General features: G+C 58.1%; 25 protein-coding genes. 14 read left to right on the top strand and 11 right to left on the bottom strand.

Going from position 1 to position 24,023, the window contains the following annotated elements; translation table 11 throughout:
* Position 1 precedes the first annotated feature (1 nt).
* From ACP7B1_RS12605 to ACP7B1_RS12585, 5 genes are all read left to right on the top strand, one after another.
* Positions 2-823, top strand: coding sequence for an ABC transporter permease (locus tag ACP7B1_RS12605; protein WP_346306788.1), 822 nt, complete (start codon positions 2-4; stop codon positions 821-823).
* Between the two features lie 7 nt (positions 824-830).
* Positions 831-1,571 (top strand): aspartate/glutamate racemase family protein, encoded by a 741-nt coding sequence (locus ACP7B1_RS12600; protein ID WP_346306789.1) that lies wholly within the window; start codon positions 831-833, stop codon positions 1,569-1,571.
* Between the two features lie 69 nt (positions 1,572-1,640).
* Positions 1,641-2,177, top strand: coding sequence for a sigma-70 family RNA polymerase sigma factor (locus ACP7B1_RS12595; RefSeq protein ID WP_346306790.1), 537 nt, complete (start codon positions 1,641-1,643; stop codon positions 2,175-2,177).
* On the top strand, positions 2,170-2,943 hold the full coding sequence (locus ACP7B1_RS12590) for an anti-sigma factor (RefSeq protein WP_346306791.1): 774 nt from the start codon (positions 2,170-2,172) through the stop codon (positions 2,941-2,943). The genes ACP7B1_RS12595 and ACP7B1_RS12590 overlap by 8 nt, the downstream gene beginning before the upstream one ends.
* A 27-nt stretch (positions 2,944-2,970) precedes the next feature.
* A complete protein-coding gene (locus tag ACP7B1_RS12585; RefSeq protein WP_346306792.1) occupies positions 2,971-3,690 on the top strand; it encodes a Bax inhibitor-1/YccA family protein in 720 nt (239 codons plus the stop codon).
* A 123-nt stretch (positions 3,691-3,813) separates the two neighbouring features.
* Here the strand turns inward: ACP7B1_RS12585 and ACP7B1_RS12580 are convergent, their stop codons facing one another.
* Complete coding sequence (locus ACP7B1_RS12580) at positions 3,814-4,563, bottom strand: sulfite exporter TauE/SafE family protein (RefSeq protein ID WP_346306793.1); 750 nt, start codon at positions 4,561-4,563, stop codon at positions 3,814-3,816.
* A gap of 77 nt (positions 4,564-4,640) precedes the next feature.
* Here ACP7B1_RS12580 and ACP7B1_RS12575 point away from each other — a divergent pair, with 77 nt between their 5' ends.
* Both ACP7B1_RS12575 and ACP7B1_RS12570 read left to right on the top strand, forming a co-directional pair.
* On the top strand, positions 4,641-5,573 hold the full coding sequence (locus tag ACP7B1_RS12575) for a LysR family transcriptional regulator (RefSeq protein WP_346306794.1): 933 nt from the start codon (positions 4,641-4,643) through the stop codon (positions 5,571-5,573).
* A 50-nt stretch (positions 5,574-5,623) separates the two neighbouring features.
* Positions 5,624-6,775: an NAD(P)-binding domain-containing protein gene (locus ACP7B1_RS12570; protein ID WP_346306795.1), complete on the top strand. Its 1,152-nt coding sequence runs from the start codon at positions 5,624-5,626 to the stop codon at positions 6,773-6,775.
* A gap of 1 nt (position 6,776) precedes the next feature.
* Here ACP7B1_RS12570 and ACP7B1_RS12565 read toward each other — a convergent pair whose 3' ends face one another.
* Positions 6,777-7,505, bottom strand: a complete 729-nt coding sequence (locus ACP7B1_RS12565) for a TetR/AcrR family transcriptional regulator (protein WP_346306796.1) — start codon at positions 7,503-7,505, stop codon at positions 6,777-6,779.
* Between the two features lie 166 nt (positions 7,506-7,671).
* Between ACP7B1_RS12565 and ACP7B1_RS12560 the strand changes: the two genes are divergently transcribed.
* The 4 genes from ACP7B1_RS12560 (at position 7,672) to ACP7B1_RS12545 (ending at position 12,185) form a co-directional block, all read left to right on the top strand.
* Positions 7,672-8,865 carry an HlyD family secretion protein gene (locus ACP7B1_RS12560; RefSeq protein ID WP_426136948.1) on the top strand — a complete coding sequence of 398 codons (1,194 nt, stop codon included), beginning with the start codon at positions 7,672-7,674 and terminating at the stop codon, positions 8,863-8,865.
* 23 nt (positions 8,866-8,888) lie between these two features.
* Positions 8,889-10,466 (top strand): DHA2 family efflux MFS transporter permease subunit, encoded by a 1,578-nt coding sequence (locus tag ACP7B1_RS12555; RefSeq protein WP_426136947.1) that lies wholly within the window; start codon positions 8,889-8,891, stop codon positions 10,464-10,466.
* Between the two features lie 104 nt (positions 10,467-10,570).
* Complete coding sequence (locus ACP7B1_RS12550) at positions 10,571-11,134, top strand: methylated-DNA--[protein]-cysteine S-methyltransferase (RefSeq protein WP_346304922.1); 564 nt, start codon at positions 10,571-10,573, stop codon at positions 11,132-11,134.
* Between the two features lie 199 nt (positions 11,135-11,333).
* Positions 11,334-12,185: an aspartyl/asparaginyl beta-hydroxylase domain-containing protein gene (locus ACP7B1_RS12545; RefSeq protein WP_346304921.1), complete on the top strand. Its 852-nt coding sequence runs from the start codon at positions 11,334-11,336 to the stop codon at positions 12,183-12,185.
* 18 nt (positions 12,186-12,203) lie between these two features.
* On the opposite strand, the gene ACP7B1_RS12540 is transcribed toward ACP7B1_RS12545, so the two are convergent.
* The 7 genes from ACP7B1_RS12540 to cyoA form a co-directional block, all read right to left on the bottom strand.
* Positions 12,204-12,737, bottom strand: coding sequence for a response regulator transcription factor (locus tag ACP7B1_RS12540; RefSeq protein WP_346304920.1), 534 nt, complete (start codon positions 12,735-12,737; stop codon positions 12,204-12,206).
* Positions 12,727-14,034: an ATP-binding protein gene (locus tag ACP7B1_RS12535; RefSeq protein ID WP_346304927.1), complete on the bottom strand. Its 1,308-nt coding sequence runs from the start codon at positions 14,032-14,034 to the stop codon at positions 12,727-12,729. Before ACP7B1_RS12535 ends, ACP7B1_RS12540 begins: the two co-directional genes overlap by 11 nt.
* A 64-nt stretch (positions 14,035-14,098) precedes the next feature.
* Positions 14,099-14,863 (bottom strand): SURF1 family protein, encoded by a 765-nt coding sequence (locus ACP7B1_RS12530; protein WP_346304919.1) that lies wholly within the window; start codon positions 14,861-14,863, stop codon positions 14,099-14,101.
* Positions 14,864-14,889: 26 nt separating this feature from the next.
* A complete protein-coding gene (gene cyoD, locus ACP7B1_RS12525) occupies positions 14,890-15,264 on the bottom strand; it encodes a cytochrome o ubiquinol oxidase subunit IV (RefSeq protein ID WP_346304918.1) in 375 nt (124 codons plus the stop codon).
* On the bottom strand, positions 15,261-15,896 hold the full coding sequence (cyoC, locus tag ACP7B1_RS12520) for a cytochrome o ubiquinol oxidase subunit III (protein ID WP_346304917.1): 636 nt from the start codon (positions 15,894-15,896) through the stop codon (positions 15,261-15,263). Before cyoC ends, cyoD begins: the two co-directional genes overlap by 4 nt.
* Positions 15,893-17,899 carry a cytochrome o ubiquinol oxidase subunit I gene (gene cyoB / locus ACP7B1_RS12515; protein ID WP_346304916.1) on the bottom strand — a complete coding sequence of 669 codons (2,007 nt, stop codon included), beginning with the start codon at positions 17,897-17,899 and terminating at the stop codon, positions 15,893-15,895. Before cyoB ends, cyoC begins: the two co-directional genes overlap by 4 nt.
* A gap of 16 nt (positions 17,900-17,915) precedes the next feature.
* A complete protein-coding gene (cyoA, locus tag ACP7B1_RS12510) occupies positions 17,916-19,067 on the bottom strand; it encodes a ubiquinol oxidase subunit II (protein ID WP_403182756.1) in 1,152 nt (383 codons plus the stop codon).
* Positions 19,068-19,255: 188 nt separating this feature from the next.
* On the opposite strand from cyoA, the gene ACP7B1_RS12505 reads away from it, so the two are divergent.
* Positions 19,256-20,584, top strand: a complete 1,329-nt coding sequence (locus tag ACP7B1_RS12505; protein WP_288191346.1) for an MFS transporter — start codon at positions 19,256-19,258, stop codon at positions 20,582-20,584.
* A gap of 6 nt (positions 20,585-20,590) precedes the next feature.
* Here ACP7B1_RS12505 and ACP7B1_RS12500 read toward each other — a convergent pair whose 3' ends face one another.
* Both ACP7B1_RS12500 and ACP7B1_RS12495 read right to left on the bottom strand, forming a co-directional pair.
* Positions 20,591-21,418 (bottom strand): glycosyltransferase family 2 protein, encoded by an 828-nt coding sequence (locus tag ACP7B1_RS12500; protein ID WP_346304914.1) that lies wholly within the window; start codon positions 21,416-21,418, stop codon positions 20,591-20,593.
* Complete coding sequence (locus tag ACP7B1_RS12495) at positions 21,411-22,328, bottom strand: glycosyltransferase family 2 protein (RefSeq protein WP_346304913.1); 918 nt, start codon at positions 22,326-22,328, stop codon at positions 21,411-21,413. The genes ACP7B1_RS12500 and ACP7B1_RS12495 overlap by 8 nt, the downstream gene beginning before the upstream one ends.
* Before the next feature lie 261 nt (positions 22,329-22,589).
* Here ACP7B1_RS12495 and rfbA point away from each other — a divergent pair, with 261 nt between their 5' ends.
* A complete protein-coding gene (gene rfbA / locus ACP7B1_RS12490; protein ID WP_346304912.1) occupies positions 22,590-23,471 on the top strand; it encodes a glucose-1-phosphate thymidylyltransferase RfbA in 882 nt (293 codons plus the stop codon).
* Complete coding sequence (gene rfbC, locus ACP7B1_RS12485; protein ID WP_346304911.1) at positions 23,468-24,022, top strand: dTDP-4-dehydrorhamnose 3,5-epimerase; 555 nt, start codon at positions 23,468-23,470, stop codon at positions 24,020-24,022. The genes rfbA and rfbC overlap by 4 nt, the downstream gene beginning before the upstream one ends.
* Position 24,023: the final 1 nt, after the last annotated feature.

Here is a 24,023-nt window from a genome sequence, read left to right as displayed (position 1 = left end):
CATGCATTCGGAGACAAGATCCCGCGAATTCTATATTCTCGCCTTCTTCTTCACACTGTTCGTGCTTTTCCTCTACGGGCCGCTCACGACAATCTTTATTCTGTCATTTCAGGGACCGTCCGGAGGGTTGACCTTTCCGATGAATGGAATGTCGCTGCATTGGTTCAGCAATCTCTTCGAGCAGCAGGCCGTCGGTGATTTTGGCGGGTCATTCCGCCGGTCCATGATCCTGGGGCTCATGACCACGGTCATCACGGTGGTGGTTTCGCTGTTGGCCGGTCTGGCATTCCGGCGCAAATTCAGGGGATCGACGCTGCTCTTCTATCTCGCGATTTCCAGTCTTGTCGTGCCTTCCATTCTGATCAGCCTCGGCATTGGCCTGTTTTTTCAGGTACTCGGCATAAGGCCCGCATGGTGGTCATCCGGGCTCGGTGCGCATCTGACCTGGACGCTGCCCTTCGGTGTGCTCATCATGTTCGCCGTGTTCAATCGCTTTTCACCGGTCTATGAAGAGGCGGCGCGTGATCTTGGCGCCAATGCCTGGCAGACCTTTCGCCACGTGCTTCTGCCAATGATTGCTCCGAGCCTGATTGGTGTCGGGCTCTTTGGCTTTACGCTTTCCTATGACGAATTTGCCCGTACGTTGATGGCCGCCGGCACATTCAACACTTTGCCGCTCGAGATCTACGGAATGACGACGAATGTGACGACCCCTGTGCTTTATGCGCTGGGTACCGTTACGTCGGCCTTCTCATTCCTGGTTATCATTGCTGCTCTGACGGCGATCATCGTTCTTGGCCGCCGCCGTGCACATGTCGGATAAACAGCAAATGCGCATTCTGCTCGTCAATCCCAATACCACCGTCAGCATGACCAACTCGATCGAGAGTGCGGCCCGTTCTGTGGCTGGTCCAGCAACCGAGATCAGCGCTCGGACCTCGCGCATGGGGCCAGTGTCGATCGAGGGCTACTATGACGAGGCATTTGCGGTCCCCGGCTTGCTCACGGAGATCGCCGAGGGCGAAAGAAGCGGGGCCGATGCGGCAATCATCGCCTGTTTCGATGATACGGGCCTTGATGCTGCGCGGGCCATGGCATCCATTCCCGTACTCGGCATTTGCGAGGCGGCCGTCGCAACCGCAGCGCTCGTCGCGCAGCGTTTTTCTATCGTGACAACCCTTGAGCGTTCGATCATGCCGGTGAGGGGCCTGGTGCATCGCTATGGGATGTCGGACCGCGCCACCGTAAGAGCTGCGGCCATTCCCGTATTGTCCCTCGATGATCCATCATCCGGTGCCGCGACAAAGCTCCGCGCTGAAATCGAAAAAGCGCTGCGGGACGATCAGGCTGAAGCCATTGTCCTGGGTTGCGCAGGGATGGCTGACCTTGCCCGCCGGTTGCAACAGGAATATGGCGTCCCGGTTGTCGACGGCGTTGGCGCTGCGGTCAAGCTCGCGGAAGGTCTGGTGACGCTGGGCCTGACGACAAGCAAACGCGGCGGCTACGCTTCGCCGCTGGTCAAGCCGTATCTCGGCATGATGGCTCCGTTCGCGCCGGCCCAAACCAGATAATCCGTTTGTGCTACAATAAAATAATTTCGTGTAACGGGAATAAAACCGCATGGGCTCCGTATACACCATATGAAAACGCCGAAACCACGTTTTGATGTTGTTGGACAGCTTGGTTCTCTTCGCCGTTATGCCCGTTCCCTGACCCGGAACGACGCGGATGCAGAGGATCTCGTCCAAGATACGCTTTTGCGCGCCTATGAGCGGCGAAGCGGGTTTCGTCACGGCAATACGCTTCGGGGGTGGTTGCTTTCGATCCTTCACAACCGGTTCATCGACGTCAAGCGGTCGAGCGCCGTGGAGGCCCGGACGTTGGAAGCTGCCTATTCCCTTGCCGATGTGGCCATCGATGCGCCACAGGAACATTCCGTCCGGCTTGGCCAGGTGCGGGAAGCATTTTTTGCTCTTCCTGAAGAGCAGAGGTCCGCACTTCATCTCGTTGCGCTGGAAGGTCTTTCCTACGAAGAAGCGGCGAACACATTGAACATCCCGGTCGGTACCTTGATGTCGCGGATCAGCCGGGCCCGCGCAACCCTTCGTTCCCACGAAAACGACCGGCAATTGGGAAAGGCCGGTCATTTGAAAATTGTAGGAGGCCGAGATGACTGAAACGATCGATCCCGTCGTCGAAGCGGATCTGGACGCCTATATAGACGACCAGCTCGATACCCTTCGCCGGATTGAGATTGCACGTTACCTGTCGCAGCACCCGGAACAGGCCGCTCGTGTCATGTCCGATCTGCAGTCGCGCGACGAACTTCGGCTTGCGCTGGCGCAGGGACATACGGCCGGGTCTCCGGAAACATCAGAACTCGCGCACCGGCTTGAACGGGGTCTCGGGCGGGACCGGCTGTTTGGCGGTTTGCAACGCATTGCGGCGGTTGGGGTGCTGCTGGCCCTGGGCTGGATGGCACATGCGGGGTTCGGTCCTTTGACCGTCTCCAAAGTTGTCGCCGCCACGCCGCCGCCGGCCTACGTCTCAGACGCCATCATGGCGCACAAGACATCATCGCTCCGTGCCGAAATGGTATCGCAGCCGGAAACCCGCAGCTACGACCCCGCGGAGATACGGGCGTCGACCGGAATCGTGATACCCGCAATGCCTGAGAAGTGGACGGTGCATGACGTTCAACTGTTTCCGTCCAATTTTGGACCGAGTGTCGAAATGGAAATTCGGTCCGACAGCCTCGGTCCGATTTCGCTCTTTGCGGTGCGTCCCGGCGCGTTTGATGTCGTCAAACCGCGCGCTCTCCGCGTGAACGGCACGTCTGCAGCCTATTTTCAAATTGGCGATGTCGCCTATGCGCTCGTTTCGGATGCTGCAACGGCAGATCTGGAAAAGGCTGCGCTGGGCCTTGCCAAAACCCTTTACTGATCCAACGAACCGAAAGGAACCGAGTTTATGAATACACCTCTGCGTTATGGGATGGATACGGCACGCGGCCAGTCATCCGCGGCCTTTGATGAAGGCCTGCGCCAGCATATGCTGCGCATCTACAACTACATGGGCCTTGGTCTGGTTGTGACCGGTCTTGTGGCCTTTGTCGTTGCCTCAACACCGGCTCTCTATGTGCCTATCTTTTCGACGCCGTTGAAGTGGGTCGTGATGCTGGCGCCGCTGGCCTTCGTCATGTTTTTCTCGTTCAAGATGCAGTCCATGTCCGCATCGTCGGCACAGGCCATGTTCTGGGCCTTCTGCGCGGTCATGGGCCTGTCCCTGGCATCCGTATTCCTTGTTTTCACCGGAACCAGCATTGCCCGCACATTCTTCATTGCGGCAACGATGTTTGGCGCAACCAGCCTCTACGGGTACACGACCAAGCGTGACCTGTCGCAGTTCAGCTCCTTCCTGATGATGGGTCTGATCGGCGTGGTCATCGCGAGCCTCGTCAATCTTTTCCTCGGCTCGTCGATGCTGCAGTTCATCGTATCCGTAGCCGGTGTGCTGGTGTTCATCGGGTTGACCGCCTGGGACACACAGTCGATCAAGGAACAGTATGCCGAGAGCCATGATTCCGAATCGCAGCAGAAGCTCGCGGTCTTCGGCGCTTTCTCGCTCTATCTGAACTTCGTCAACATCTTCCAGCTGCTGCTCAGCCTGACTGGTCAGCGCCAGGAGTAGGCTGGTCGAGACGAACCCAACGATGCCATTCAAACCCGTGCTGAAGAACGCAGCACGGGTTTTTGCTTTCAGCCGTCCCTGGCAGCGATCAGATGGGGCGCAGAAGATCGATATCGGCGGATGTTAGAACAACGGCTTCACAACCAGCTCCAGTCCAAGCAGCAAGAGACAGACCAGGAACCAGCGGCGGAAAGTTGCAGGGCTGATGGCATCGCGCACCTTCTGACCGCACCACATGCCGAACAGCGCAGGTGCCAATGCGAGAGCTGACGTGCTCATGCTATCGAACTGCAACGCTCCGCCCGATGTCAGCCCGATTGCGAGCGCGACGGTGGACACGGTAAAGGACAGGCCAAGCGCCTGGATCAAATCGTCCTTGGCCAAACCCAGCGCCTGCAGGTAGGGAACGGCCGGTATGACGAAAACGCCTGTTGCGCCGGTTATGACGCCCGTGACGATGCCAACGAGCGGCGACAGAAAGGGTTCCAGGCTGCGCGGAACCGACAACTGGCGGGCTGCAAGACCGAAACCCGCATAGAGTATCAAGGCAGCGCCGAGACCCATCGTGGTCCATCCAGCAGTATCATTGGCCATAAGCCAGGCACCTGCAATGGTTCCCAGCAGGATGGTGAGCATCATGGTCCACAGCCGCAATGCGAGGACCGCAAAGCTTGGCCCGGAAAGCAATTGCAGGACATTGGTGACGAAGGACGGAACGAGCAGCAACGCCGCTGCGCCTGCCGGAGGCATGATGGTCCCGAGAATCCCCATGGCGACGGTCGGCAGCCCCATTCCGGTCACACCCTTGACCATACCGGCAAGGAAGAACGTCAGGGCAATCATGAGAAGAGAAGCTGCGGACAGGTCAAACATGCCCCAGCATTGCGCGGGATGGCACTGTTCACAATGCGGAAGAACCGAACTCTGCCTAAGGCTATGCCGAAGGCAGATTGAGTGCTACACCCCTATGCATGCGTTTCGACCTGACTGATCTGCGTCTCTTTCTTCTGGTTGTGGAAGCCGGAAGCATCACCCATGGTGCCACGCAGGCCAACATGACGTTGCCATCCGCAAGTGCCCGGCTTCGTGGCATGGAAGACGTCATCGGTCTCCCGCTGCTTGAACGCGGCCGGCGCGGCGTCACAACCACACCGGCTGGCGATGCGGTTGCCCATCATGCCCGTATTGTCCTGCGGCAGATCGAGCAGATGCGCGGGGAGCTGGGCGAATTCTCGAAGGGCCTGAAAAGTCACATTCGTCTGATGGCGAATACTGCGGCCATGACGGAATTTCTGCCGGAAAGGCTTGCGGCCTTTCTCGCCGTCCGGCCCAATGTCGATATCGATTTGAAGGAGCGTCTCAGCACGGAGATCGTCAAGGCGGTGGCAGGCGGTTCCGCCGATATCGGTGTGATCACGGATGCGGTGGATCACGGCAGTCTGGAATTGCGGCCCTTTGCCATTGACCGCCTGGTCCTGGTTGTTGCCCGCGCGAGCCGATGGGCGGGGCATAGCCGTATCGCATTCGCCGATGTCGCCGGGCAGGAATTTGTCGGATTGAGTGCCGGCAGTCCGCTGCAGGATTATCTCGGTGATCACGCAGCACGTGCCGGTCATGCTCTTGCCTTCCGTATTCGTCTGCGGACCTTTGAAGGCATTTGCCGTATGGTTGCTCGGGATGTCGGGTTTGGAATCGTCCCGGAGACTGCAGCGAAGAGATATCGCCGCTCGATGCCCATTCATTCGGTGCGTCTGACGGATAGGTGGGCCACGCGGCATCTGGCCATCTGCGCACGCAGATTTGAGGATCTGCATCCTCATGCGCGCGAACTGGTTGAGCAACTGACGAAGCCCGCGCCGGCGCACGGTTCCGGTCGGGTGTAAAAGTCAATCGCCGGAACTTGAATTTGCGCGGATCGAATTTATGATCGGCTATGCCTTCAGATCAAGCGGCCCCTCCCATACCTGTGCACGGCGCGGATGCTCCTTCGGGACAACACGACGCGCGCGCGCTGTTGAAGGCGGATATTGTCGTGATCGGTGCCGGGCAGGCGGGTCTTTCCTCCGCCTATCATCTGCAACAGCTTGGCCTGAAATCCTGGAAGAATTACCTGGTTCTGGACAAGTCGCCCGGTGCCGGTGGTGCGTGGCAGTACCGTTGGCCATCCCTGACTTTGACGACGGTCAATCGCGTTCACGATCTGCCGGGGCTGCGGTTTGTCGAGGCGGTTGATGCCGGTGACGAAGTCAAGGCATCGGTAGCGGTGCCGCAATACTACGCCGCCTATGAACGCAAGTTCGAATTGCCGGTCTACCGGCCGCAGACGGTCAAGGTTGTGTGCGAGCGCAACGGGCGCTTTCGTATCGAGACCGAAGAGGGTGGGTTTTCTGCGCGCGGCATCATCAATGCGACGGGAACGTGGGAGACGCCCTATATTCCAGCCTATCCGGGGGCGGAAAATTTTGAGGGCCGGCAGCTGCATACCCATGATTACAAGACGGCGGATGAGTTTGCCGGAAAGCATGTCGTTGTTGTCGGTGGCGGCATTTCCGCGCTGCAACTCCTGGACGAAATTTCCCGGGTCACCTCAACAACCTGGGTGACGCGGCAGGAACCGCAGTTTCGCGATACACCATTTACGCCGGAAGATGGGCGGGCGGCGGTGGCGATTGTGGAAGACCGGGTGCGACGCGGGCTGGTGCCGGGGTCGGTGGTCTCAGTCACCGGGATTCCGTGGACGCCGGCGCTGCGCGCAGCACAGGCGCGTGGTGTGCTCAAACGGCTGCCCATGTTTGCCGGGATCACCCGGAATGGCATACGCTGGTCCGATGGCCGGGAACAGCGCGCCGACGTCATCTTGTGGTGCACGGGGTTCCGCAGTTCGCTCGATCATCTTGCCCCGCTCCAGATCCGCGAGGAGAATGGCGGCATCATCATGTCGGGCAGGCTGGCGACACAGGTTGCCAAGGACCCGCGCATTCATCTGGTCGGTTACGGTCCTTCGGCGTCCACCATCGGTGCAAATCGCGCCGGCGGTGCCGCGGCACGCGAACTCACGGATTATCTCGGGCTGCAGAAAGAGTAAACTATCCGGAACTGGCTGGCCTGATGCTGCATCCCTCGAGGAACAATGCCGCTGCCATGGCCACGCGCTCTTCGATCTCGCGGTCTTCGGGAACGCTGGCCAGCCCCAGTGTCGCGATGCGGAAGGGTTCTGCGGTCACCATGCCGAGCAGCATCGTTGCGGCAATCTTGGAATTATCGAGCTTGATCAGCCCGCGCTTTTCCTGCTGTTCCAAAAACCGGGCAACCATGGCCGAGCTTCGCGACGGACCTTCCCGATAGAAGGCTCTGGCCACTTCCGGAAAGTTCAGGGCTTCGGCCGTCACCAGACGATAGAATGCGACGGTCTGGTCGGATAGGACAAGGTGCGCAAATTCGCTCAGGATATGTTCGAGTGCGTGTTTCAGTCCCAAATGGTCCAGTGATTCCGGATGAATCGTCTGCAGGAAGGCGTCGACCCTGCTGGCGATCTGCTCGCCGCGTTCTGCGACGATGGCCGCAAGCAGTTCGGATTTCGTTGTCCAGAAACGGTAAATGGTCCGTTTTGCAACACCCGCCTCCCGGGCAACCGTCTCCATCCGGGTCGCGGTGTAGCCGTTTTCCAGCAGCACCTGGGTGGCGGTCTGCAGGATCAGGTGTTTCGTCTCCGCGTCAGACCGGTTTTGCGGCCGTCCGCGCGGACGTTTGATCTCTGGTGTGTTTTCGTCCTGATTGTCCCGCTCGATCTCGATTGTATCCGTTGGTTTTGTCACCAGTCTTCTGCTTTCGGTCTTCAAAAATAGTTGCTTGCGCATTTTCTGTCTTGCAAACGGAATTGTCCAGACATAATTAGGGAACTGCTGGGTTCCTTATTTATCCCCGACCCGAGTTCTCCCAATGAACCGTGCCGATCTAGTTCCTCAACTAAGGGCATTCGCCATGACCAAAAACACGCAACCCCTCGATCTCAAGGTTGAAAAGACACTGAGCGCCGACGAAGCCATGTCGGCACCGCAGGAAGGCAAGATAGAGCCGCCGCATAAGCAGCCGCCGCACAATGTTCGAAAGTTGCTGCTGATTGGCGCGGCTGTGATCGTTGTGGGCCTGGGAGCGAATTTCGGCTGGCACTACTGGACCGTCGGACGGTTCCAGGAATCAACCGATGATGCCTATGTGAAGGCCGATTCCACCATCGTTGCCCCGAAGGTTTCCGGCTATGTGCGCGAAGTGCTTGTGGCGGACAATCAACCCGTCCGTGCCAATCAGCCCCTCGCAAAAATAGATGACCGCGATTACGTAGTTGCGCTTGAGCAGGCGAAGGCTGATGTCGCCGCGGCACAGGCTGACATAGAGAACATCGTGGCGAGCCTCGACCAGCAGCAGGCAGCGATTGCCCAGGCGCAGTCGACCGTATCGGTCGATCAGGCCAGCTTGAAATTCGCCCAGCAGGACAATGAGCGTTACGGTGCCCTTGCAACGCAAGGCGCGGGAAGCGTGCAGAACGCCCAGCAGGCTGTTTCCAAACTGGATATTGCCAAGGCGACGCTTCAGCGTGACGAAGGCGCCGTTGTTTCGGCGCAGAAACAGGTTGGCGTGCTGCAAGCCCAACTGGCGAAGATGAACGCCGCGCTTGCACGCGACAGGGCCGTTCAGGATCAGGCCGAGCTCAATCTGGGTTACACGACGATCGTCTCGCCGGTGGATGGCGTGGTTGGCAATCGCACCCTGCGCGTCGGACAGTATGTCCAGTCCGGAACCCAGCTGATGGCGGTCGTTCCGGTTGACGATGTCTACGTCATCGCCAACTTCAAGGAGACCCAGCTCACGGATGTGAAAAAAGGCCAGCCTGTCGATATCGCCGTCGACACCTTCCCGGGTGTCGCCTTGAAGGGGCGTGTCGACAGCATTGCACCGGCCAGCGGCCAGGAATTTGCCTTGCTGCCGCCGGACAACGCAACGGGGAATTTCACCAAGATCGTGCAGCGCATTCCGGTCAAGGTTGTCCTCGACAATGACAGCAAGCTCACCGGCCTGTTGCGTCCCGGCATGTCGGTGACCCCGACCATCAATCTCAAGGATTCCGAAGGCGCGGCCAAGTGCGGCGAGACTGCCTGCTTCAAGGCCGCCAACTAGCAAATCCGGATAGGACGAAGAAAATGTCCGTTGCTGCCACACCCGTTGCCGATCAGGAACGCCCCGCAAGCCTCAAGACGTGGATTACCGTCTTTGCCGGCCTGATCGGCGCCTTCATGGCTGTGCTGAATATCCAGATCACCAATGCCTCGCTCCTCAATATCGAGGGCGGTATCGGCACTGGCGTCGACAATGGCGCGTGGATTTCGACGGCCTATCTCATCGGCGAAATCATTGTCATCCCGTTGACCGACTATCTCAGCCGGGTGTTTTCCTTCCGGCGTTTCCTGCTGGTCAATGCCCTGCTGTTCCTGGCATTTTCGGTGGCTTGCGCCTTTGCGCGCAATCTCGAAGAGATGATCATTCTCAGAGCTATTCAGGGTTTTACCGGCGGCGTGCTCATTCCGATGGCGTTCACGCTGATCCTGACCAAGCTGCCGCGGTCACAGCATTCCGTTGGCATGGCTCTTTTTGCCATCACCGCAACCTTTGCGCCGGCGATCGGTCCAACCATCGGCGGTTACCTCACCGAGAATTACGGCTGGCAGTACATATTCTTTATCAATCTCGTTCCCGGCGCCTTCATGGTCACCGCGCTCTATCTCAATCTCGAGCGCCAGCCGATGAACCTCGGCCTGCTGAGGGAAGGCGACTGGTTCGGCATTCTGGCCATGGCCATCGGTCTTGGCGCACTTCAGACGGTGCTCGAAGAAGGCAACAAGAACGATTGGCTGGGTTCGCCCTTCATCGTTCGCCTGACGATTATCGCTGTGGTGTTTCTGGCACTGTTTGTCTGGATCGAACTGACCGTGAAGAACCCGGCCGTTAATCTGCGTCTGTTGAAACGGCGCAATTTTGGCCTCGGCACCGTTGCCAACATGCTTGTCGGCTTCGGTCTCTATGGGTCGGTATATCTGCTGCCGCAATATCTTGGTCAGGTGCAGGGCTACAATTCCGAACAGATTGGCTCGGTCATGGCCTGGACCGGCTTGCCGCAGCTTTTGATCATACCGTTCGTTCCGATGCTGATGGGCCGGTTTGATACGCGCATCATCGTCTTTCTCGGTTTGTGCGTGTTCGGCGGCAGCTGTTTCATGAATATTCACATGTCGGCCAACTATTCCGGCGATCAGCTCTGGCTGCCCAACATCGTTCGCGCCGTCGGGCAGGCTGTAGTGATGGCACCGCTGACGGCCATCGCGATGGTTGGTGTTGCCCGCCATGAGTCCGCTGCAGCATCCGGTGTTTTCAACATGCTGCGAAACCTCGGCGGTGCATTCGGCACGGCGATGCTGGCCACGATCGTCACCAAACGGGAACAGTTCCATTCCAACACCATTGGCAATTCTGTCAATCTGTTCAGTGAAACAGTTCGTGGCAGGCTTGATCAGATGACAGCCTATTTCATGGCGCATGGCGTGACAGACCCGGTTGCGGCGCGTGAACAGGCGATCATTGCGCTTGGCCAGACGGTCAAAAGGCAATCGCTGATCATGGGCTACAGCGACACGTTCGTTGTGCTGGGTGCAATGCTGATCATTGCCGCGTTCTTCGTGCTTCTGACCAAGAAAGGCCAGGCAAGCGGAGCTCCCGCTCATTGAATGTGTCATGGGCTGGCAACAGCATTCTCCCGGTGCAAGAAACGGGTTGAATTCCGGGGCCGCCGGGATGATGTTCATGACATGTGAAAGACGGAGGCCATGTCATGGGTCAGACAGTGCACAGCTATCATATCTTTGAAACCGAAGGCGGGTTTTGCGGAATTGCCTGGAATACACGTGGTGTTACGCGATTCCAGCTTCCGACAAGGAGTGCGGAGGGAACGGAGCGGCTTTTGCTCCGGCGCCTGCCAGTCGCCGAACCTGCAGCGCCCACGCCGGCAATTTCCGAAGCGGTTGCGGCGGTCAAGCGCTATTTCAAAGGCGAAGAGACCGACTTTTCCGGAATCGTGCTGGACCTTGATGGGCAGGATGAGTTCTTCAAACGCATATATGATGCTGTCCGGCGGATTGGTTGGGGTCATACGGTCACCTATGGCGGATTGGCCAAGGAGCTCGGTGCCGGTCCGGAAGCCGCACGGGACGTGGGGCAGGCGATGGCGAAGAATCCGGTCGCCCTGATCATCCCCTGCCACCGGGTGTTGGCGGCGGGCGGCAAGGTGGGTGGTTTCTCGGCGCCCGGCGGCTCAACCTCCAAAATCCGCATGCTGGAACTTGAAGGCGTGCATGTCGGCCCGCCTGAACCGGCCCAGCAAACCCTCGGCTTTTAGCCAAACGCTACCGGAAAGGGCCCCATTGCGCCTGTGGAATGACCAAAAAAGCCTTTGAAAAAGGTGAGTTGGCTTCTCAATTATTGCTGCAGCACCTAGAAACTCCGCCTGGATCGTATAATCTGGCCGGTGCGAATGTCCGGCCGCGCTCCGATAGCGATGGCGGGTGGACTTTCGGTAAGACCAATGAATGATTGGGATGATCGTGACTGACAGAACATTGAAAGAAACAGATTCAGGACAACTGCAAACTGGAAATGCGGATCAATCCTTCGCGACGGCCGGTATCGCACCGATGGATCGCCCGAGCCGGGTCACCCGTTTTTTCATGAGCATTGTCTCCTGGGCCGAAGGGCTCAATCTCAAATATGCCAAATTCGGCAATCCTCCCGTCTACGACAATGCAACCTTTCCCTGGTCAAGCGAGATTGAGAAAGCCTGGCCGGAAATCCGCACCGAACTTGATCGTGTCCTTCTCCGGCAGAGTGAATTGCCGGCGTTCCAGGAGATTTCCACGGACGTCAAAACCATCTCGACCGACAAGAACTGGAAGACTTTCTTCCTGATCGGCTTCGGGGTGAAATCGGAACAGAACATTCAGGCCTGTCCGAAGACATGGGCGGCCGTGCAGAAGATTCCCAATCTGAAGACGGCCATGTTCTCGATTTTCGAGCCCGGCAAGCATTTGCCGCCGCATCGCGGCCCCTATAATGGCGTGCTGCGGCTCCATGTCGGCATGATCGTTCCCGAACAGTCAGACAGGCTGGCCATTCGCGTCAAAGACCAGATTTGCCATTGGCACGAAGGCAAGGCGCTGATTTTCGACGATGCCTACGAGCATGAGGCGTGGAATCACACGGACAAGACACGCGTCGTTCTCTTTGTCGATTTCGTCAAACCCACACGGTTTCCAGCCAATCTCGTCAACTGGATGTTGATGAACCTGGCGGTGTTCACCCCGTTCATCCGGGAAGGGCTCGACAATCACAAGGAATGGGAAAAGCGCTTTTATGCGGAAGCGGAAAAGCTGCGCAACCAGCCCGGCCGATAGGTGAAGAGCAGCGCCGGGTCAATTCACCCGGCGTTTCTCCAGTTTGCGGGCGAGGGTGCGGCGGTGCATGCCAAGGCGCCGGGCTGCTTCCGAAATGTTGAAGTCTGTCTCCACCAGCATCTGGTGGATACGCTCCCATTCCAGCGTCTTGATCGATGTCGGGCGCGCGGTCAGATCGATCTCCGTATTGCCTGCGGCCTTGCTGAAAGCCGCTTCGATGTCGTCGGAATTGGAGGGCTTGGCGAGGTAATGACAGGCGCCGAGCTTGATCGCTTCCACGGCGGTGGCGATGCTGGCGAATCCTGTGAGCACAACGATCAGCATTTCCGAATTATGGGCGTGCAGCGCCTCGACGCAGGTAAGGCCTGACGCGCCGGAAAGTTTCAGATCGACGATGGCGTAGTGGGGTGACTGGGTTTGCAGGATGTCGCGGAGTTCTTCCAGTCCGCTTGCCAGCACCACACGGTATTCGCGCCGTTCGAACGAACGTTTCAGCGTTCGGGCAAACGCCGTATCGTCCTCGACGATAACCAGCAGCCGATCATTTGTCATGTTCGCGCACTCCGATGGCCAGCGAGGCAAGCGGCAGTTCCAGTGTCACGGACGCGCCGCCCTGCGGCAGGTTGCGGGCATGCACGGCACCGCCGAGCTTGCGCACGGCATTGACGACCAGAAACAGTCCAAGACCGCCGCCGAGACGGCCCTTGCTTGACTGGTAGGGCTTGCCGAACTTTGCCAATATGTCCGGCTGGAACCCGGGCCCGGCATCGTTGACACGCAGCACCAGCATATCACCCTCGCGTTCCGCCAGAAATCCGACCCATCCCGGCGATGCGTCGAATGCATTGTCGAGAACGTTGAAGATGACCTGCTTGAGCGCCGAGTCGGAAACGATGGTGAGATTGAGCCCGAAGGCATTTCCGTAGGAAAGCGTCGTTGCGGACCGCGCCGCCCGCCATTCGGCGACCAGTTCGTCCAGGAAGGCATTGACGGTGGTCACCGTGGGCGCTTCGCCGCGTGCCTCGCCTGCCGCCAGCAGAATGCCCGTGACGATGGCCTTGCAACGCTGCACTTCGGCCTGCATTTCATCGATTTCCTGAACGAGATCGGGATCTGCGGCAAGAGCCGGAACCCGTCGCCAATCTCCGAGGATGACCGACAGGGAAGAAAGAGGCGTGCCCAGTTCGTGTGCCGCGCCGGAGGCAAGCAGGCCCATGCGGACGATATGGTCTTCTTCCGCCGCATGCTGTTTCAGGGCGGCAAGATTGGCGTCGCGCTCACGCAGGTTGCGATTGATGCGGGCAACGAAGACGACGAGCAGGGCGGCATCGAGCACGAAACAGATGAGCATGCCGATGATGTGAAGGCGGAAAAGTTCGTCGGGGCCTTGACCGGGCAGAATGATTGGCTCGTAGAACACCGTCAGGCCGGCAAAACTTATGCCGGCGATAGCGACGATTGCCGAGGTCAAGCGTGCGTCAAGCAAGACGGCGCTGAGTGTGACCTGCAGCAGATACAGAAAGATAAATGGATTGGTCGCGCCACCGCTCAAATAGAGCTGCGCCGTGAGCGCTGCCACGTCGAAGACAAGGACAATGAACAGGGAAGCCTGCGTGGTGATCTGGTCATTGCGGAGCCAGACGATACTGGCGAGATTCAGCCCGATCAAACCAGCCAGAACCAGGAACATCGGCAGCAATGGCAACTCAAGATTGAGCCATTCATGCACAACGGCGATGGTCACGACCTGCCCGATGACCGCGATCCAGCGAAGCTGGACCAGCAGGTTCATGTTCTTCCAGTTGGCGGTGTAGTCAGCCGGAGGCGTTGCTGGCCCAAGCCCGGCCATCAGGCCGTCTTCAGTTTGGCGGATCTGGTTCGAATCCACTCGGTTCGCCTCTGGGTTCAACATATCAGGCCTGATTCAATCGCATGGTTTTGCGGACTTGCCATTCATATCGTCCAACATAAATCAAAGCCGCGGCCAGCATGAGCGCAAGTGCGAACCATGTTATGGCATAAACCAGATGATTGTTGGGAAAACGGATAACCGTCAAGCCGCCGATCGGCAGGTCCCGCGCGTTGGTACCGGCATCCCTGTCGATGAAATAGGGGGCTACCTCTCCGAGTGCGCGCGCGGTGGCGATGGCAGGGACATCGCGGGAGTACCAGCGGTCGGCAGCGGGGTCGTTGCGCCGCAGAAAGCCGCCGCCAGGCTCGGTCATGCGAAGAAGACCGGTCACGGACTGCGCCGTCACATCGCTCACTTGCCATGAATCCTGCGCAGCATCGTCCGGTACAAAGCCTCGATTGATCAGGACGGTGAAACCATCATCGGTCTGGAATGGTGAAATGACCCAGGAACCGCTGCCGCGTTCGGTCACGGCCTTTACAAGCGTGTCATGGCCGGCCCGGAAATGCCCGCGGACCTGGACATGACGGTAGGCTTCCGTGTCATCGATCCCAGGCCATTGGGACGGACCGGGTGCGGGAACTGCCGGTGCGTGGATACGTTGTTCGACGCGCTGGATAAGGTCGAGCTTCCAGATACGCCGCTCCAGTTGCCAGACGCCAAGTCCTGTCAGCAAAAGCACGCCCGAAAGGCCGATCAGACCGAGGAGGCCGAGTTGCCACAGAGCTCTGGGCCGGGAGCTTGGAGAATGGCCATCATCATCCATTGCATCGTCCCGGAGTTATTCTGCCATCACGGTATCTGGCTCATGTCATGCCCGGGCATCATGTTGGTATTGAGGTGGTACATGACCCATAGGGAGCCGGTCAGGGTGATGACGACAAGGACGAGTGTGAAGATCAGCGCCATCATGTTCCAGCCGTTTTCCGACCGAACATTCATGTGCAGGAAAAACACCATATGAACCACGATCTGGATCACGGCCAAAGCCATGATCGCGAATGCGGTTGCCTGTTTGGAGTCCAGTGCGCCGGTCATGACCAGCCAGAAGGGAACGGCTGTCAGGATGACCGAAAGGCCAAAACCGATCAGATAGGATCGCAGGGAACCATGGGCGTGCCCATCGTCTTCCGCGTGGCCGTGATCATCCGTATGTGCTGGTGTCATCGCAACATTCCCATCAGATAAACAAAGGTGAAGACGCCGATCCAGATGACGTCGAGGAAGTGCCAGAACAGGCTGAGGCACATCAACCGGCGCTTGTTTGCCTGGATAAGGCCATAACGCTTGACCTGGATCATGAGCGTGACCAGCCAGACCAGGCCAACGGTGACGTGCAGGCCGTGTGTCCCGACGAGCGTAAAGAACGATGACAGGAACGCACTCCGTTGCGGCGTTGCGCCCTCATGGATCATGTGCGCGAATTCGTAGAGCTCGATGCCAAGGAATGCCAGGCCGAACAGACCGGTCAAGGCCAGCCATCCCTGTGTCGCGGCAATGCGTCCCTTATCCATCGTCAGCATGGCAAAGCCATAGGTGATGGACGAGAAAAGCAGCATCGATGTGTTGATTGCCACGAGCGGCAGATCAAAGAGATCCTTGGGTGACGGCCCGGCGGCGTAATTGCTGCCAAGCACGCCATAGGTCGCAAACAGCACGGCGAAGATGAGGCAGTCGCTCATCAGGTAAATCCAGAAGCCGAACATGGTGCTGCCGCCTTCGGCATGATCATGTTCGTCAACGAGATAGAATGTCGGAGCCGCGCCGTCCCCGTGCACTGCGGAAGCTGGTGAACTCATCGTGCAACTCCTGCGAGAAGAGCGGTTCGCTCACCCTCCGTGCGGACAACATCCTCCGCCGGTATGTGGAAGTCGCGCTTGTAGTTGAAGGTATGTCCGATGGTGACGGCAAGCAGGGCAATGAAGCTGGCTGCCGCGAGCCACCAGATGTACCAGATCATGGCAAAGCCAAAGATGATGCTCAGGACCGCCAGGATGATGCCTGTGCCGGTGTTGCTGGGCATATGGATGGCCTTGAAGCCTTCGAGTGGACGGGTGTAGCCGCGTCGTTTCATGTCGTGCCATGCATCTAGGTCATGCACGACCGGCGTGAAGGCGAAATTATAGGCCGGTGGCGGCGACGAGGTCGACCATTCCAGTGTGCGTCCATCCCAAGGATCGCCTGTCAGGTCGGCCAGCTTCTCGCGGTTGCGGATGCTGACATAGATCTGGATGAGGAAGGACAGGATGCCGATGGCGATCAGGACGGCGCCGAAAGCCGCAATCACGAACCAGATCTGCAAGGACGGATCGTTGAACACGCGCAGGCGCCGGGTCACACCCATCAGGCCGAGTACATAGAGCGGCATGAAGGCGAAGTAGAAGCCGATGACCCAGAACCAGAATGACATCTTGCCCCAGAACGGATCGAGCTTGAAGCCGAATGCCTTCGGGAACCAGTAGCTGATGCCGGCAAACAGGCCGAACAGCACGCCGCCGATGATAACATTGTGGAAGTGCGCTACGAGGAACAGGCTGTTGTGCAGGACAAAGTCTGCCGGAGGCACGGCGAGCAGCACGCCGGTCATGCCCCCGATGACGAAGGTCAGCATGAAGGCGATCGTCCACATCATCGGCAATTCGAACCGGATGCGCCCGCGATACATCGTGAACAGCCAGTTGAATATCTTGGCCCCGGTGGGGATCGAGATGATCATCGTCGTGATGCCGAAGAAGGAATTCACGCTGGCGCCGGAGCCCATGGTGAAGAAGTGGTGCAGCCAGACGAGATAGGCGAGGATGGTGATGACGACCGTGGCATAGACCATCGACGTGTAGCCGAACAGACGCTTGCCGGAGAACGTGGAAGTGACCTCGGAAAAGATGCCGAAAGCCGGCAGAATGAGAATGTAAACCTCCGGATGACCCCAAATCCAGATGAGGTTCACATACATCATCGGGTTGCCACCGAAATCATTGGTGAAGAAGTTGGTGCCGACATAGCGGTCAAGGCTGAGCAGGGCGAGAACGGCGGTCAATACCGGGAACGCTGCTACGATCAGCACGTTGGTGCAGAGCGCAGTCCAGGTAAAGACCGGCAGCTTCATCATGGTCATGCCGGGGGCGCGCATCTTGACGATGGTCGCCACCAGATTGACGCCGGACAGGAGCGTGCCGATACCCGCGATCTGCAGCGCCCATATGTAATAGTCCACCCCGACATCGGGACTGTATCCGATGTTGGAAAGCGGGGGATAGGCGAGCCAGCCGGTCTTGGCGAATTCCCCGACAAACAGCGACATCATGACGAGGATCGCCCCGGCCGTGGTCATCCAGAAACTGAAATTGTTGAGGAACGGGAAGGACACGTCACGCGCGCCGATCTGCAGCGGAACGACAAAATTCATCAGACCGGTGACAAGCGGCATGGCCACGAAGAAAATCATGATCACGCCGTGGGCGGTGAACACCTGGTCATAGTGGTGGGCCGGGAGATAGCCCTCGGAGCCGCCGAAGGCCATGGCCTGTTGCAGGCGCATCATGATGGCGTCGGCAAAGCCGCGCAGCAGCATGACGATGCCGAGGATCATGTACATGATGCCGATGCGCTTGTGGTCGATGCTGGTGAACCATTCGCGCCAGAGGTAGCCCCAGAGGCGGTAATAGGTGAGAAGCCCCACCAGCGCCAAACCGCCAAGGGCCACCATGGCAAATGTGCCGACCAGGATCGGCTCATGATACGGGAAGGATTCCAGGGTCAACCGGCCGAAGACCGCCTTGAGAAGATCGGGATTATCAAACATGTCGGACTCAATCCGTTCAGGAATTCGATGGACGGCGCTGTGCGCCGAACAGTGGGGCAGTTGGGCGTGGCAGTCCGGCACCGAGTATTGGTGAGGTGTTGCGTGGTGACAGCAGTGGAGATTGTGCGGCCGCACGCATTCTCTCTTCCTCTTCCGTCGTGCATATCCGTGCGACATAGGTTGTCGGCGGCGCAAAAATGGCGCCGCGTCGCCTGTATTTGTCATATTCGAGCGGGTGGACATTGTTGATGCCGGCAAGCCCGAGCCCGCCCTTGGCATCGATTGAACTCATCTCGTCCATGCACATTTTGCCAAGCTCGACGCAGCGGTTGAGCACGGCGGTGAAGAGTTGTGTCTCGACACTGCCATACCGGCGCGCCGGCTCGTTTTCGCTGGGCCGTTCAAGTTCGAGATAGGCGTTTCGATCCAGCTTGGCGCCCTGCGCTTTCACGTCGGCCATCCACTTGTCAAAATCGGCATCGGACAGGCCGAGGAAAGCAAATTTCATGCCCGAGAAACCCGCGCCGCTATAGTTCGCCGAGAAGCCTTCGAAGGTGCCGGGGTGATTGATGACGGCGCTGAGTTTCGTCTGCATACCCGGCATGGTGTAGATCTGGCCTGCAAGCGCCGGAATGTAGAATGAATTCATGACCGCCGACGATGTCAGGCGGAAATCGATTGGCCGATCCACCGGGGCAGCCAGTTCGTTGACCGTCGCCACACCATATTCCGGATAGATGAACAACCACTTCCAGTCGAGCGCCACGACTTCCACCTGCAGGGGCTTGACCTGCTTGTCGACCAGCCTGCCGGGCGCAATGCGATCCAGCGGGCGGTAGGGATCAAGCAGATGCGTACCCATCCATGTCAGCGCGCCAAGGCAGATGATGATGAGGAGCGGCGCGGCCCAGATGATCAGTTCCAGTTGCGTCGAGTGATCCCAATCGGGTTCGTAACGTGCCTCTGTATTGGATTGGCGATAACGCCATGCGAAAAACACCGTCAACAGCATGACGGGTACGATGATGATCAGCATCAGGATGGTCGAGATGACGATGAGATCCCGCTGCTGTGCAGCTACGTCGCCAGACGGGCTCATGACGACGGCATTGCATGCGGTCAGCATGGTGAGAAATGGAAGTATGGCGACGGCAAGAAAACGTTTCAAGGTCGTTCCTGTCATGATAACGGCGCTAATTTGCGCCATCCGTAACGGCACCCCATTCAAAGTGACATTGGACAATTTGCCCAATCCTTCCCTAATGTGTCACAATGATAAAGGAGATGCTAGCATAAGCCGTGAACGCGGCTTGACGTCAGCAGCTGCCAAATCAGGATTGAGGAGCGCAACGAGACATGAGCGCGGAAATAGGGGTGCCCTCATCGACGACGCACGGACGTGACGTGAAGGGCCTGCATGGCCACGAGGACGTCAATGTCGGTGAGATCGCCATCGGTGTCATCATCGGGCGTACGTCGGAATTCTTCGACTTTTTCGTCTACGCCATCGCCTCCGTGCTCGTCTTTCCAAAGCTTGTCTTTCCCTATGTCGATCCGCTGACGGGCACGCTCTATTCCTTTGCAATTTTTGCGCTCGCATTCATCGCGCGTCCGCTTGGGACCGTGATCTTCATGGCCATCGACCGCACCTATGGCCGCGGCGTCAAGCTCACCATTACCCTGTTCCTCCTGGGAAGCTCGACAGTGGCGATTGCCTTTCTGCCGGGTTACGAGCAGGTGGGCTGGATATCGGCACTGCTTCTTGCGCTTTTCCGGCTCGGCCAGGGCCTGGCGCTGGGTGGTGAATGGGACGGTCTTGCCTCCCTCCTTGCACTGAATGCGCCGGAACGCCGCCGCGGTTGGTACGCCATGATTCCGCAGCTTGGGGCTCCGCTCGGACTGATGGTCGCGGCCAGCCTGTTTGCATTCTTTGTCTCGCACCTTTCCGCGCAGGATTTCCTGGAGTGGGGCTGGCGTTATCCCTTCTTCGTCGCCTTTGCCATCAATGTGGTGGCGCTGTTCGCGCGCCTGCGCATGGTCGTGACGGAACAGTATGCCGAGCTCTTCAAGCGCCGGGAATTGCAGCCGACGACAGTCAGCGACACATTGCAGACAGAGGGCCGCCATGTGGTCATCGGTGCCTTTGCGCCTCTGGCCAGCTTTGCACTCTTCCATATGGTGACGGTGTTTCCCCTGTCCTGGGTCTTTCTCTTCACGGACCAGGGACCGGCGCGCTTCCTCATGATCGAGACGATCGGTGCGGCCGTCGGCGTGTTGGCGATCTTTGCATCCGGAAATATTGCTGATCGCGTTGGCCGGAGCCGTTTGCTCATCGCTACAGCTATCGCCATCGCCGTGTTCAGCGGGTTCGCCCCTCAGTTGCTTGACGGCGGCGATATCGGCGAAATCATCTTCATGGTCTTCGGCTTCCTGCTTCTTGGCCTGTCGTTCGGCCAGTCTTCCGGATCCGTCGCATCGAATTTTTCCAGGCGATACCGCTATACGGGGTCGGCGCTGACAACAGACCTCGCATGGCTGTTCGGTGCAGGTTTCGCGCCACTTGTCGCCTTGATCCTGTCGAGCCGCTTTGGTCTCATCGCGAGCGGAGCCTATCTCCTGTCGGGTGCCGCATGCACACTGATCGCCCTGGCAATAAACCGTCAGATTGACGGCCGCGACAAGTAGAGCCGCCTAGAAAAGCTTCAGCGGATAGGTCCTGTAGAATATCAAGGCTGAGCGGAGGAACTGCCGGATGTGCCAAAGGCCCTTGCTTGCGGCCCGGCCGCCTTCATGCACGATCCGGACCGCGGGCACATAGGCTATGCGTGCTATCTTGCGAACGCGCAGGGAAATATCGAAATCCTCGAAATACAGGAGGTAGCGTGGATCAAAACCGCCCAGCTGCCTGTAAACATCGCCGCGGAAAAACATGAAGCATCCGCTGACGATGGGTGGGTCCCAGAACGGGGTATTGGCAATTTCGTCGCGCATTTCGTACCGTTCAAGGCGTCGGCGGAACATTGCCTTGATGCCGGCAGGCGCAAAACCGCGAAGAAGCAGGTCGAAGACTGCGGGATAGCGCTTGCAGAGATATTGCGTGCTCCCGTCCGGATTGAACGCCTTGGGCGTGATCAGCCCCGTTTCCGGCGCACCGGTCATGAAGGTCAATGCCTGTTTCAGGGCATCCGGCTCCATTTCCACATCGGGGTTCAATACGAGGTGAAATTTCCCCGCCTTGTCCAGAACCATGTTGTTGGCCGCACCAAAGCCGACATTGCCGTGCCCTGCGATGATCTCAAGCGGCAGGTCAGGCAGCAGATTTCTCACCCAGCTGTGGTCTGCAGGCTCGGGCGAATTGTCGATCACATAGAGTTTGGCGCGAAGCGGGGCAATCGTCTCCACGGCTTCCCGAAGGCTCGTCAGTGTGGCCGCGAGCACGGCCTGTTCGGGTTTGAAAATGACCACCCCTATGGTGAGGTCGAAGTCTGGGGACGTGGCGGCAAGGCTCCGTTCAACCATTGCTCGGTTTCTTTCCCATGCGGCCGAAAAGCCCGTGAAAAATGCCCAGCGTCATCATCCCGGCGTGCTGCAGTCTTGGCACTGTAAAGACACTGTAAAACACAAATTTCCGGACGAGACGCACCGCATCGACGATCTTCCAGTTGGCGCGCAGCCACGGCTGCCGGTAAAGCCAGATGGCGTTGCGGAAATGGTAGTAGTGCCGCAACGGGCTGTGCACCGGAATGAACCGTCCGCGAAACTTTATCGGATTGTCACCCAGGTCATGCTGCATTTCGGCGGCGCAAACCCCAAAGGACTGGTATCCCATATGTTGCGCCCGCAAGCCCCATTCGATGTCGACATAGTCGATGAACAGTTCTTCTTTCATGCCGCCGACGTCATCAAGCGTCGCTGTCGGAATGAGGCAGCCCGATGCTATGAGATAATCGACATCGACGACCGCATCGGCCGTGCCACAGGTCTGCCGCCGAAGCCGCAATCCTTCCGTTTTGATGAATGGAGGCGGATTCTTTTGCCGCGAGTCCTCATAACGCGGACCGACACATCCGAGCTTCACCCCTTTGACAATCTGGGCCTTTGCCGCCGACAGCAGCGTGGCGACCATGTCTGGTGCCGGTATGCTGTCCTGGTCGAGCAGGAGAACGAAGCTTGAACCCGATGCGCGTGCGCGGTCGATCCCGACATTCTGCGCTTTGGCAATACCGTAATTGGCGTCTAGCGGTACAAATTCCGCTTGATTGCTCTGGCTTGCAAACCATTGTTCCAGATTCATTTTCGAACCGTTGTCGACGACGATGACACGGGCGACTTGCGGACAGATTGCGTTCAGAAGCGCTGCAAGACCTGCAATATCCGGATTATAGGTCACGATGATCGCGCTGACTTCTGGCTGCTGTTCAATTCGCATTTAAGGTTCCGTGTTAGCTGGACCGCATATTTGGTTCTAAACCAGGATCATGGCGTGAAAACAATAGGTTGCGTGGCGGGAAACATCCGGGTCACGCCGTCTTCTCATTTACTTCCGGTTGACTTGTCTTTCTGTTGTCGCCAAATGGTTTTTCAATGACCGGTGAACCGCATTTCGCCATCTTTGCATGAAACCAAGTGTGGCCACTTAGGGCGTTATATATCGGCTCAGTCTGTAGCATTGACATAAGGAAGCGATCGCATGAAGGGTATTATATTAGCCGGGGGCAGCGGTACACGTCTTTATCCATTAACGATCGCTGTGTCGAAGCAAATCCTTCCCATCTATGATAAGCCCATGATTTATTACCCGCTGAGCGTTCTGATGCTCGCCGGAATACGCGACATTCTGATCATCTCGACGCCGCATGATTTGCCGCTCTTCCAGAAACTGCTTGGAGATGGGGCTGATTTCGGGGTCAATTTCTCCTATGCCGAACAGCCGCAGCCAAACGGTCTGGCCGAAGCGTTCATCATCGGGCGCGACTTCATCGGCCAGGACAGTGTTGCGATGATTCTGGGCGACAACATCTATTTCGGTGATGGCCTCTCCAAGCTGTGCCAGGTTGCCTCATCGATAACCAAGGGCGGCATGGTGTTTGCTTATCACGTCGACGATCCGCAACGTTATGGTGTGGTGGATTTTGACAAGGTTACCGGTCAGGCATTGTCCATTGAAGAAAAGCCGACGCACCCCAAGTCGCATTGGGCCGTGACGGGGCTGTATTTTTACAGCAACGATGTGGTGGACATTGCGCGCTCGATTGAACCGTCGTCGCGCGGAGAGTTGGAAATCACGAGCGTCAACAATATTTATCTGGAGCGCGGGGAACTGCAGGTTCAGCAACTGGGCCGCGGCTATGCATGGCTCGATACCGGTACCCATGACAGCTTGCATGAGGCGTCGTCATTTGTCCGGACAATCGAACACCGGCAGGGCATCAAGATTGCATGTCCGGAGGAAATCGGCCTGGAATGGGGCTGGTTGAATGCCGATCAGGTACTTGAAAGAGCGGCCAAAATGGGCAAGACCGAATATGCCGCATATCTGCGGCGGCGCGCTGCGGAGATTGGAACAGAATGATTGAAGTCAGGCCTCTCGCCCTCGAAGGCGTTCTTGAGATTTTGCCGCCCAAGTTCGGCGACGACCGGGGCTTTTTCTCCGAAACCTACAATGCGGAGCGTTTTGCCGAGGCCGGAATCACATTGCAGTTCGTGCAGGACAATCATTCGTTCTCCGCTGCAAAGGGCGTGTTGCGCGGCCTGCATTATCAGCTCCCGCCGCGCGCACAGGACAAGCTGGTGCGCGTGGTCAAGGGTTCCATTCTCGATGTGGTCGTCGATATTCGCAAAAGCTCGCCGACGTTCGGAAGATGGGTTTCGCTTGAGGTCTCGGCAGCCAAATGGAACCAGATTCTGGTCCCGAAGGGTTTTGCCCATGGTTTCGTCACTTTGGAAGAGAACACCGAGGTGATTTACAAGGTGACGGATTATTACTCGCCGCAACACGACCGTGGTATCCGCTTTGACGATCCTTCGATTGGCATTGACTGGCCGCTGGAGGCTTCCACGCTTCAGCTTTCCGACAAAGACCGGAAAGCGCCGCTGCTTGACGGTTCCGATATTTTTCCCTGAG

Origin of the sequence: Phyllobacterium sp. SL163 (assembly GCF_049896885.1) — a bacterium.
GTDB classification, from domain to species: domain Bacteria; phylum Pseudomonadota; class Alphaproteobacteria; order Rhizobiales; family Rhizobiaceae; genus Phyllobacterium; species Phyllobacterium calauticae.
The sequence above is the reverse complement of the archived record's forward strand: the minus strand, read 5'-3'. Positions and strand labels throughout refer to the sequence as shown.

Bases quoted from the DNA above. Each gene is read 5' to 3' on its own strand.
- ACP7B1_RS12530 (WP_346304919.1), bottom strand. From the start codon at position 14,863: ATGGATGATGATGGCCATTCTCCAAGCTCCCGGCCCAGAGCTCTGTGG.
- ACP7B1_RS12580 (WP_346306793.1), bottom strand. From the start codon at position 4,563: ATGTTTGACCTGTCCGCAGCTTCTCTTCTCATGATTGCCCTGACGTTC.
- ACP7B1_RS12570 (WP_346306795.1), top strand. From the start codon at position 5,624: ATGCCTTCAGATCAAGCGGCCCCTCCCATACCTGTGCACGGCGCGGAT.
- ACP7B1_RS12555 (WP_426136947.1), top strand. From the start codon at position 8,889: ATGTCCGTTGCTGCCACACCCGTTGCCGATCAGGAACGCCCCGCAAGC.
- ACP7B1_RS12585 (WP_346306792.1), top strand. From the start codon at position 2,971: ATGAATACACCTCTGCGTTATGGGATGGATACGGCACGCGGCCAGTCA.
- ACP7B1_RS12545 (WP_346304921.1), top strand. From the start codon at position 11,334: ATGATCGTGACTGACAGAACATTGAAAGAAACAGATTCAGGACAACTG.
- ACP7B1_RS12560 (WP_426136948.1), top strand. From the start codon at position 7,672: ATGACCAAAAACACGCAACCCCTCGATCTCAAGGTTGAAAAGACACTG.
- ACP7B1_RS12600 (WP_346306789.1), top strand. From the start codon at position 831: ATGCGCATTCTGCTCGTCAATCCCAATACCACCGTCAGCATGACCAAC.
- rfbA (WP_346304912.1), top strand. From the start codon at position 22,590: ATGAAGGGTATTATATTAGCCGGGGGCAGCGGTACACGTCTTTATCCA.
- cyoC (WP_346304917.1), bottom strand. From the start codon at position 15,896: ATGAGTTCACCAGCTTCCGCAGTGCACGGGGACGGCGCGGCTCCGACA.
- rfbC (WP_346304911.1), top strand. From the start codon at position 23,468: ATGATTGAAGTCAGGCCTCTCGCCCTCGAAGGCGTTCTTGAGATTTTG.
- ACP7B1_RS12535 (WP_346304927.1), bottom strand. From the start codon at position 14,034: ATGGCCGGGCTTGGGCCAGCAACGCCTCCGGCTGACTACACCGCCAAC.
- ACP7B1_RS12550 (WP_346304922.1), top strand. From the start codon at position 10,571: ATGGGTCAGACAGTGCACAGCTATCATATCTTTGAAACCGAAGGCGGG.
- ACP7B1_RS12495 (WP_346304913.1), bottom strand. From the start codon at position 22,328: ATGCGAATTGAACAGCAGCCAGAAGTCAGCGCGATCATCGTGACCTAT.
- ACP7B1_RS12595 (WP_346306790.1), top strand. From the start codon at position 1,641: ATGAAAACGCCGAAACCACGTTTTGATGTTGTTGGACAGCTTGGTTCT.
- ACP7B1_RS12540 (WP_346304920.1), bottom strand. From the start codon at position 12,737: ATGACAAATGATCGGCTGCTGGTTATCGTCGAGGACGATACGGCGTTT.
- ACP7B1_RS12590 (WP_346306791.1), top strand. From the start codon at position 2,170: ATGACTGAAACGATCGATCCCGTCGTCGAAGCGGATCTGGACGCCTAT.
- ACP7B1_RS12605 (WP_346306788.1), top strand. From the start codon at position 2: ATGCATTCGGAGACAAGATCCCGCGAATTCTATATTCTCGCCTTCTTC.
- cyoB (WP_346304916.1), bottom strand. From the start codon at position 17,899: ATGTTTGATAATCCCGATCTTCTCAAGGCGGTCTTCGGCCGGTTGACC.
- ACP7B1_RS12500 (WP_346304914.1), bottom strand. From the start codon at position 21,418: ATGGTTGAACGGAGCCTTGCCGCCACGTCCCCAGACTTCGACCTCACC.
- cyoD (WP_346304918.1), bottom strand. From the start codon at position 15,264: ATGACACCAGCACATACGGATGATCACGGCCACGCGGAAGACGATGGG.
- ACP7B1_RS12505 (WP_288191346.1), top strand. From the start codon at position 19,256: ATGAGCGCGGAAATAGGGGTGCCCTCATCGACGACGCACGGACGTGAC.